The 8,532-nt window shown below is 71.2% G+C and carries 8 protein-coding genes; all 8 read right to left on the bottom strand.

Annotated features, from left to right (window positions below; translation table 11 throughout):
* Positions 1–2 precede the first annotated feature (2 nt).
* From ACODRZ_RS13465 to ACODRZ_RS13500, 8 genes are read right to left on the bottom strand one after another with little or no spacing between them, the layout of a single operon-like run.
* Positions 3–2,678 carry a baseplate J/gp47 family protein gene (locus ACODRZ_RS13465; RefSeq protein WP_488971335.1) on the bottom strand — a complete coding sequence of 892 codons (2,676 nt, stop codon included), beginning with the start codon at positions 2,676–2,678 and terminating at the stop codon, positions 3–5.
* Positions 2,675–5,095, bottom strand: coding sequence for a baseplate J/gp47 family protein (locus ACODRZ_RS13470; protein WP_488971336.1), 2,421 nt, complete (start codon positions 5,093–5,095; stop codon positions 2,675–2,677). The genes ACODRZ_RS13465 and ACODRZ_RS13470 overlap by 4 nt, the downstream gene beginning before the upstream one ends.
* Entirely contained in the window at positions 5,092–5,478 is a 387-nt protein-coding gene (locus ACODRZ_RS13475; protein WP_488971337.1) for a GPW/gp25 family protein, read from the bottom strand. The genes ACODRZ_RS13470 and ACODRZ_RS13475 overlap by 4 nt, the downstream gene beginning before the upstream one ends.
* On the bottom strand, positions 5,475–5,819 hold the full coding sequence (locus ACODRZ_RS13480; RefSeq protein ID WP_488971338.1) for a PAAR domain-containing protein: 345 nt from the start codon (positions 5,817–5,819) through the stop codon (positions 5,475–5,477). The genes ACODRZ_RS13475 and ACODRZ_RS13480 overlap by 4 nt, the downstream gene beginning before the upstream one ends.
* The gene (locus ACODRZ_RS13485; protein WP_008831698.1) at positions 5,819–6,334 is read right to left on the bottom strand and encodes a phage baseplate assembly protein V; all 516 of its coding nucleotides are present in this window, start codon (positions 6,332–6,334) and stop codon (positions 5,819–5,821) included. The genes ACODRZ_RS13480 and ACODRZ_RS13485 overlap by 1 nt, the downstream gene beginning before the upstream one ends.
* The gene (locus ACODRZ_RS13490; RefSeq protein WP_036529072.1) at positions 6,331–7,512 is read right to left on the bottom strand and encodes a hypothetical protein; all 1,182 of its coding nucleotides are present in this window, start codon (positions 7,510–7,512) and stop codon (positions 6,331–6,333) included. Before ACODRZ_RS13490 ends, ACODRZ_RS13485 begins: the two co-directional genes overlap by 4 nt.
* Positions 7,505–7,873 carry a hypothetical protein gene (locus ACODRZ_RS13495; RefSeq protein WP_211150823.1) on the bottom strand — a complete coding sequence of 123 codons (369 nt, stop codon included), beginning with the start codon at positions 7,871–7,873 and terminating at the stop codon, positions 7,505–7,507. Before ACODRZ_RS13495 ends, ACODRZ_RS13490 begins: the two co-directional genes overlap by 8 nt.
* Positions 7,870–8,526: a hypothetical protein gene (locus ACODRZ_RS13500; protein WP_488971339.1), complete on the bottom strand. Its 657-nt coding sequence runs from the start codon at positions 8,524–8,526 to the stop codon at positions 7,870–7,872. Before ACODRZ_RS13500 ends, ACODRZ_RS13495 begins: the two co-directional genes overlap by 4 nt.
* Positions 8,527–8,532: the final 6 nt, after the last annotated feature.

Below are 8,532 nucleotides of genomic sequence, written 5' to 3' on the forward strand. Positions count from 1 at the left end.
CATCATTGCACCTGCGTCAGCTGGAGGGCGGCGGGATCGATCGTCAGCAGCTCCGCGCCCTGCCACCCGTTGCCGAGGCGCGCGGCGATGGCAGCGGGAAGGACGGGGGCAACCGAGGCGGACTGGTCCTGCCGGTGGAAGCTGGTGAACCGCGCGGCGGTCACGCCGTCGACCGCGTGCAGCACGGCGGAGACTTCGGCGAGGCTGGCGGGATGGGCGAAGGCGCGCGCCGCAAACCCGAAGGCGGCCAGCAGCGCCTCGCGCGCGGCGGCCATGACCACGGCGGCGACCGCGTCGGCGGCAAGTACCAGCCCGGCGTGCAGGGCAAATCGGCGCGATCGATAGGGGGCGAGCGCGATCGGCAGGCCGTGGCGTTGCCCGGCATAGTCCCCGCCGCTGCGCACGGCGGCGATCGACTGCTCCAGATTGTCGAACAGCGCGTCGCCGGGCAGGGGGGCGCCACCGCGCGTGTCGGCGATTGTCAGGACGACGGCGCGCAGCGTCCGGTCGCGTACCAGCGCGGCGTCCGCCTTGCCGATCCCGGCGAACGTGCGCGCATAGTCCGCCGCGTCGGCGAGGCTGACTATGCGGGCCATCGTGCGCACGGTGCTCGGCGCATTGGCGCGTGCGGTGGCGAGGGTCTCGGGGTCTTCGGCGCCCGATGCAGGGAGCGGGTTGATCACGCCCGAGAGTCCGGCGGGCCGCTGCAGCGGCTGGCTCAGCTGCCCGGCCCTGAGCATCCCGACAAGGCCGGTGCCGATGCGGTAGCGGGCGATCAGGTTGCCCTTGCCGCTCGGCGGGCGCGCGCCGGTCACGCCGTCGCCGAACTGGATGGTGACGGTGCCGTCGTCGGCGGTGCGGGTGGTGAACACCCGGTCGCGCGGGCCTGCACCGACGAAATCCGCGACTTCGCGCCAGCGGGCGGGTCCGATGCGCAGTTCCAGCGTGCTCGCGCGGCCGAGCGGCGTGGGGGCCGATACCCAGGTCAGCGGCTTGCCGGGCAGCGCCACGGCCTGGAAGGCGAGCGTCGCATCGCCGTTGCCGATGGCGTCCTCGCGCGTTTCGCCGTGGCTGGCGGCGACGACGTTGGCATTGATCCGCAGGCTGCGCGGGGTGAGCGGCGGGTCGATCTCGGCGGTGAAGGTCAGGCGGGTGGCGTCCCGTGCCGGGGGAGCGAGTTGCGGCGCGTCGCCACCCGCCGCGACCGTGCCGATCTGGGCGATGGTGAGGATGCGCGCGGCCGCCGCGCCGCTCGCAGCCTCGGAGCCGGTCAGGGCGACGCGCTGGCCGACCGAAAGCCCGGTAACGTGGCGGCTTAGCGTCACGCTCTTGCCGCTGACGGTTTCGGTTACCGGCGTCATCGCCCAGCCGAGCAATTCGCTGACGCCGTGCACGGTGGTCGAGCGCGGCGAGAAGGCCGTCATCGCAGGGCCGCTCAGCTTCAGGCGGGTGACCTTGCCGGACATGCCGAAATCGCTGACGCTGATCTCGCTGGCTTCGGTGACCTTGTAGGTCTCCATAGTCGTCCCGGCGCGCAGCACGACCCAGCTTCCCGCCACGAAGCGTTCGTAGACCTGGTCGAGATCGACATAGTCGCGGGTGGCGGGAAACGGTGCATCGACCCAGCTGGAACGCCTGCGGGCGTAGAGCCCGGGCGCGAGTTTGCGGGTGGTGTCGAACTCGATGATCTCGCTGATGTCGTCCAGGATACCGTCGTAGCCGATCGCGCTTACAGCGGTGTCGCCGATGCCGCCCACGATGGCCCGCTTGATCGCCTTGGCCTCCACAGCGGCCGCGGCGATCGGCAGGAACTCGCCGACGCGCAGGGCGAGGGGCAAAGACTCCCAGGCGGGGGCATTGTGCCCGAACAGGCTGGCGCGCTGGCGCAGAGCGAAGACGCGGGGCGCCAGTTGCGGGATGGCAGCGGCGACGCCGAGCGGGGCTTCGAGAACGACTTCGCTGCGGGCGGGGATCTGGTCGGCGGTGTCGGTGGGTACGTCGGTCACGCCCGCGACACGGCGGGCCTGCCAGCGGGGGCTGGTGGTCGCGGTGTCCCGCTCGGAGCCGACGATCAGCACCATGTCGCCGGTGCGCAGCTGCGTGGGCGGCTGCAGCATGAGCCTGTCGTCGCCCGCCTTCGGGGCCACGTAGCGGACGCTCTCGGCGCGCAGGTCCTGCCAGTTCGGGCGCGCGTCCATGGCGGCGTCGGTATCGAAGATCTGGGGCTTCTCGTCGGGGCCGGGGATGCTCATGATCCCGGACCCGGCGGGGAGCGAGACGACCTCAGGTGAGCCGGGAATGGTGTCGCAGGTCACCGCCAGCCAGGCCGAGGCGGAGACGCCGGGTGCGGGTGCATAGCCGATCAGCCGCGCCAGTTCGAGCACCGAGCGCCGCTCGGTGGCGGGGCGCAGGAAACCTTCGTTGCCGATGCGCTCGTTGTAGAAGGCGAGGATGTCGAGCGCGGTGGCCCAGCCGTCGAGCAGGGCGATGGCGGGGTCGGCGGGGTCGCGAGTGGTCAGCCGGGCGAGCGCCGGGGCCTTGTGCAGCCGGTCCAGCATCGCGCCGTTGAAGCCTGCGTGCGTGGCCAGTCGCCACGGGATCATGGCGAGGTTCGGAGCGGGCGTGTCCGGCGGCGTGTCTGCGCCACCGAAGCAGGCGCATTCGGGGTCAGTGGTCATCGTCCGCCCTCCATGTCGAAGCGGATGCGGCCCCGGTCGGGATGGTCGGGGTCATTGTCGAGCCGCAGCAGTTCCGGGCCGGTCGGTGCGATCACGCCGTCGGCGACCGGGTCTATCGGCGGCGCCCCGGCGCGGCCGAAGCGCGTCAGCATCGCCGATCGCACGCCTTCCACGCCTACGGCAGCGGCGAGGATCGCGCTGGCGTGCACCGGGTCGCCGAAGCTGCGGCGGTCGGGATGGAAGAACCCCGGCGCCCCGTCCGGCGCGGTGGCCGCGCTGAAAGTGCGCTCCAGCCGCTGCCGCACATCGGCGAGGATCGCGCCGGGATCGACGCAGACGTGCATCACGATGTCGAGCGGCACGTGGACCGGGTCGGCGACTTCGAGGTCGAAACCGGCCATGCGCTTCGCTTCCAGATGGGCGAAGAGGTCTGCAGCGAAGTCCGGGTCGTTCGTCGCGGACAAGCCGCCGATGCGGTCGACGATGAGGAACACGGTGTACCAGCTTCCCGTCCAGCGAATGCGCGCCTGTGCGCGCTGGACGCCGGGCAGTTCCTCCAGTGCGGCTGCATAGTCGGCCTCGGTCACCGCGCGGTCCTGCCTGGCGACGCGGGCGGGGGCGAAGCGGCGGATGTGCGCGGCATCCTCCCGGTCGCGGCCGCCCTGCGCCGGGAGCGGGTTGGTGACGGCGACGATACCTTCGTGCGGCGGCAGGGCGACGTGGCGCAGCACGTCGCGCCCGACGTTTCCGGCCGCGCCGCCGCCCAGACGGTAGGCGACGGAGAAGCGTGTGCCCAAGGCAGGCCGCACGCCCAGCCGGTCGTCGCCGAAGCGCAAGCTCACGGTGCCGCCGTGCTCGACTTCGGTGACGGCGGCGCGGGCGAAGCGGTCGGCGCCGAGCAGGTCGGGCAGGATGTCCCACGCCTGCGCTCCGTCGTTCAGCCGGATCGCGGCATGGGTGGGCGCTTGGGCGGGCGGGGCAAGGAAGCCGGAGACCGGCCCCGATGCGGCGAAGTCCGCTGCGAAGACGACGCCGGCATGCGCCAGTTGCGGACGATAGGGCCGGTCCGTGTCCCGGGCGGTGTCGGGCAGGAGCGTGGCCTGCGGCTCCCAATGCCCGGCATCGGCAGGGGCGAGGTTCGCCATGGCGAGGGCGCAGGGACGCACTTCACCGGCAAGGCTCAGGCTGTCGAGAGGCAGCGCGAAGGGCAGGGCGTCCTCCTCGTCCCACGCGACGTCGCAGACCGGGGTGCCGTCCACCGGATCGACGGCGTGGCGCACGGCGGTCAGCCGCACCGCATGGCGCAGGCGCGGGTCGGCGTCAGTGGCCGCGCCGGTATCGGGATCGGCGCTCTGGAGCAGCATCAACAGGTCGCCGGGGGCAAGGTTCAGCCGGGGCTCGTCCACCAGAGTGACGCCGAGCGCGCCGGGCGGCAGGCAGCAGGCCGCATCGGACCAGGTGTGGATGGGGATCGCGTCGTGGGCGGACCACAAGGTCACGTCGGCCATCGTCTCGAAGATCGCCGCGCCCGAGCGTAGCGCCGCGTCGCGCTGCGCGGCGGTCTTCAGCACCGCCTCGCGCCCGGGCTGCATCCCGGCGACGAGCTGACCGGCGGGCAGCACCCGGCCGTCCATCGCCGATCCCGCCGCGACGCCGAAGTGGACGAGCGTGCGGGCATTGGCGCCTTCGTCCACGCGGTAGTCGACCAGCCGCGCGTGGCGGCGCAGCGATATGCGGCTGCGCGCGGTGCCGAGGTAGGCTTCGGTGCCCGCCGCGTCCTGCGCGTAGCTGAGCCGGTCTGCGTGGTAAGCCAGCGTCTCCACCAGTGCGAGGTAGGGATCGGCCGCACCCCGGTCGCGCCAGCCGGGCATCAGCACCGCCAGCCTGTCGAGCATGACGCGGCGGAAGCTGGCGTAGTCCTTCGCGAGATAGTCGATGCGCGGTTCCTCGGCCACGACCGGGGGGCAGCGGTGCACGGGGGCGCAGTCGAAGTCGCTGGGGCAACCGGCCTTGAACAGGAAGTCGATGGCGGCAAGGCGCGGGTCGAAACGCTGCGGTGGTTCCTCCTCTCCGCTCGCGCTGACGAGGTGCAGGACGTAAGTGGAGAAATCTCCGGCGGCATTGACGCGCAGGCGTATCCGGTTACCGTCGGTTTCGATCAGTTCCTCCACGCCGATCCCGGTCACGCGGTCGCCGCCGGTCACGCTGAAGTTGGCCGCGACCAGCGGCGGCGAAGCGGGAACGCCAGCGGTCTCGCCGGGCAGCGGATGGACGAAGAACACGTCGATCAGGGTCTGATCCGGCGAGGCGATCTCCAGATAGTCGAAGCCGTTGATGGCGTCGGGCTGCGGGTCGCCCAGGGTATCGCGCACCGCCGCCACGCGGCGCGCCTCGCGGCAGAGGTAGCGGACTGTCATGGCAGCGGCCTTTCGATCGTGGCCAGCTTCGGTTCGCCGCTGGCGCGCAGGACGTAGGCGACGCGGATGCGCAAGGTGGCCTCCTCGATGGTCACTTCCACCTGCCCGACCTCGATCAGATCGCCGAGCCACTGGCCGAGCGCGCCCTGCAGGCCGAGTTCGACGGCCACGGCGATCGAGGGATCGTTGCCGCCGAACAGGATCTGCCTCAGCCCGCTGCCGAAGTCGGGCCGCATCACCCGCTCTCCGGGAGAGGTCAGCAGGAGCTGGCCGATCAGCATCCGCACATAGCCCTCGGCGTCCATGGCGGCGGTGCGACCACCGGAATCGAAGGCGAGGGGGAAGGCGATGTGCGGCGCCTGCGAGGTGGCTGGCTGGGTCATTGCGCGATCACTCTCGTCTGCACGGTGGTGACGGTGGGCGGGCCTTGCGGGATCTGCTCGGCGCTCTTGCACAGGCCCGGCGAGGTGGAGAGGATCAGCGGCTGCCCTCCGGCGGTGACGCGGGTGGCGGGCACCAGCCACTGCACGGTGACGCAGGGCTGGGGCTTGGTGCCCGCGCCTACCGGGACCTGGAACGGGCAGGCCGCGATCGTCGCCATGTCGGCCGTGGTCGCGGCGGGCATCCCGCCCAGCATGACGCGCGGTGACCCGGGGGCGATGCTCATCTGCCCGGAGTGGGGGCACATGCCGAGCGCGCCGACGTGGAGGACCGGGCCGGGCATCAGGTCACCACCAGCGCGCCCTGGTTCACGGTCACGGTCGGTCCCGTGAGCATGATCGTCGCGCCCTTGCCGTTGGTGATGGTGATGCCGACGTCGTTGATCGCGATCATCGCGCCGGTCATGGTCTTGAGCAGGAAGCCTCCGGTCGGCCCAGGGGTGTCGCTGATCATCAGCGTGTTCTGCCCGGCGGTCTGGATCACGAAGTTCGACAGGCCGGGCGTGCCCGCCATCGCCAGCGGCGGGACTTCGCTGGTGCTGTGGTAGTAGCACCCGGTCCAGATCGGGTAATTCAGGTTGCCCTGTTCGAACTCCACCCACACGCCCGCGCCGATCTGCGGCAGCCAGTGCATGCCCATCTGCTTGCCGGTGGCGGGAAAGCACGGCTCTGCCCATGTCGAGGGGGCGAGGCCGGGACCGTCGGGGACCTGCACCATCAGGCGGCCGGTCTGCATCGGGTCGATGTTGTTGATCACCGTGCCCCGGTACTTTCCGTAATAGCGGCGGGTCTCGGTCATGCGGCCACCTCCTGTGTCCATGAGCCGTGCGCATTGCGCGTCAGCTGGAAGTTCTGGCGGAGTTCCCCGCGCTTGATCGAGGTCGTCACCGACTTGACGAGGTAGACGCCGTCGTGATGCGGCCCGGCCCCGCGCACCGGCACCAGCCGCCCGGGCACCAGCACCCGGCCGTAGCGCGCGACGTCGAGCGTGCCCGAGGCACCGACCACGCGGCTGGCCTGCGCGGCTTCTCCCAGCCCGCGCATGACCAGTTCGGGGACGTCGAGCCGTGCCTGCGTCTCCCGGTCCGAATTGCGGCCGAGGTCGGCGAGCTTGGAGAAGCGGGCATAAGGTATCCAGCCCGGCCCCATCGGCGGGCTCAGGACCTCTCCGGGAATGGGGATCGGGATGGTGAGGCCGGTGCCGCGCACTTCCTGGCTGAGCAGGTAGGGCAGCAGCTTCTGGGTACCGTCGAAGGTGAAATTCAGCGACTGCACGTTGGATGCCTGATCCATGTTCACCGTCAGCGCGGGCTGCATCGAGAAGCCCTGGCTGTTGAAGTTGCCGCCCGGCGTCAGGCCGCCGAGGTCCGGCCCCCAGTAGGCGGTCGTCACGCCTTCCTCCTCGGTCGGCTCGACCATGAAGACGTAGCCGCAATCGCGGGCGAGACGGTTGACGTGGCCGTAGTCGGTGCCTTGCTGGACGTGCCAGCCGTTTACCGGATTGGGGATCGTCCAGCTCGGCGGAGGAAGGATCGCGGCGATCACCCCCAGCGGCGTCCACCGGGCCAGGATGAAAGCGACCTGGCCCATCGGCGGCATGCCCGGCATCGGCAGGCCGGTGACGTCGTATTGGTCCATCAGTTGCGTCACGTCGCCGCCGGTGACGCTGAGGGTGGCCTTGCCGCTCTCGTTCGACTGCGCGACGTCGTAGCGGGCCACGAAACCGTCGAGCAGCACCGTGCGCAGGCCGTCGATGGTGAGCGAGAAGATGAACCGCTTGCCCGGCGTGAACATGCCGCCGGGCAGCATCTCGGTCTCCACCGCGCCGCCTTTGGCGAGGTTCAGCTTCATCTGGAAACCGCCGCGCGGGGACTGGCGGGTCACCTGAAGTTCGGTGATCGCGTCGATCAGCGCGGGCGGCACCGGGTCATGCGTGATGAACCCGGTCCGGATCGAGAGCTGCGCGCCCCTAAGCATCGCCTTGCGCCTGATGCGTGGGGCCGGGCAAGGGCACCATGACCCGCGAGCCGGGCGTCGCGGCGAGCGCGTCGATGTCGGACAGCCCGGCCGCGTCGGCGAGGCGCCAGTCCAGTTCCGCCCGGCCGTAGGCCCGCGCCGCGACGAGGTCGGCGCGGTCGCTCACTCCGATTTCGGCGACCCCGGCGGGGGAGAACGCCTCGGGCGGCGGGATCAGCCGCCGGGTGACGTAGGCCGCGTCACTGCCGTCTGGCAGCGTGACGGTGGCGAGCGGCAGGCCCTGATAGCGGCTGGTCGCGCCGAATGCGGGCTCGGCACCGGGAGTAAGGCCGGGCAGGACGGGAAGCTGCGACGTGCTCATTGCAGCGCCTCCAGCCCAAGATCGGACAGAGCCCGCCCGCCGAAGCGTCCGGCAAGGCTCTCCTTGCGCCCCTGATAAGCGAGGTAGAGCGATGCGGGCCAGCTGGTGAAGCCCAGATCATTGGCATTGAGCACCCGTAGCGACAGCTTCACTTTCGCGCGGATCGGGTTGAGCGCGGTGTCGAAGGCCTCCTCGGTCACGCTCATGTCGGTCAGGCGCACCGGCATCACCCGCGAGCGGCCCCAGACGAAGACGGTCAGCGGCTCCGGCGCGGGCAGCACCTCGATCGCACCGCGCGCCGCCTGTGCGTGGGCCGCGCGCATCGCCGCAAGGCCGGGGTAGAGCATCCGTTCGAGGATCGCGAGCTGGGGCCAGAGGCCGAGCGTGGCGGCATCGTCGGTCGGCTCGGCATTCTCCAGCGCATCGATGGCGTCGAGTTCGGCTTCCAGCGAGATCGTCTCGGTCGGCGGGCCGGTTAGGCGGGTCGCCTCCTCTGCCGGGGCGCTGTCGGTCGCCCCGCGCGGCTGCAGGGTGCGGGAGAGGGTGTCGGGGTTGTACTGCAGCGGCACGACCTCGATCAGCACGCCGGTCTGGGGCTCGACACGCACGAGACCGGCCTTGAGCAGACGGGGGGTGAGGGGGGAACTGGCCATCGTCGC

The organism is Novosphingobium sp. FG90, from assembly GCF_057808725.1.

What these genes read in the sequence shown, in the direction of transcription:
- ACODRZ_RS13480 (WP_488971338.1), bottom strand. Translation starts at nt 5,819, where the DNA reads ATGCCCGGCCCGGTCCTCCACGTCGGCGCGCTCGGCATGTGCCCCCAC.
- ACODRZ_RS13500 (WP_488971339.1), bottom strand. Translation starts at nt 8,526, where the DNA reads ATGGCCAGTTCCCCCCTCACCCCCCGTCTGCTCAAGGCCGGTCTCGTG.
- ACODRZ_RS13495 (WP_211150823.1), bottom strand. Translation starts at nt 7,873, where the DNA reads ATGAGCACGTCGCAGCTTCCCGTCCTGCCCGGCCTTACTCCCGGTGCC.
- ACODRZ_RS13485 (WP_008831698.1), bottom strand. Translation starts at nt 6,334, where the DNA reads ATGACCGAGACCCGCCGCTATTACGGAAAGTACCGGGGCACGGTGATC.
- ACODRZ_RS13470 (WP_488971336.1), bottom strand. Translation starts at nt 5,095, where the DNA reads ATGACAGTCCGCTACCTCTGCCGCGAGGCGCGCCGCGTGGCGGCGGTG.
- ACODRZ_RS13465 (WP_488971335.1), bottom strand. Translation starts at nt 2,678, where the DNA reads ATGACCACTGACCCCGAATGCGCCTGCTTCGGTGGCGCAGACACGCCG.
- ACODRZ_RS13475 (WP_488971337.1), bottom strand. Translation starts at nt 5,478, where the DNA reads ATGACCCAGCCAGCCACCTCGCAGGCGCCGCACATCGCCTTCCCCCTC.
- ACODRZ_RS13490 (WP_036529072.1), bottom strand. Translation starts at nt 7,512, where the DNA reads ATGCTTAGGGGCGCGCAGCTCTCGATCCGGACCGGGTTCATCACGCAT.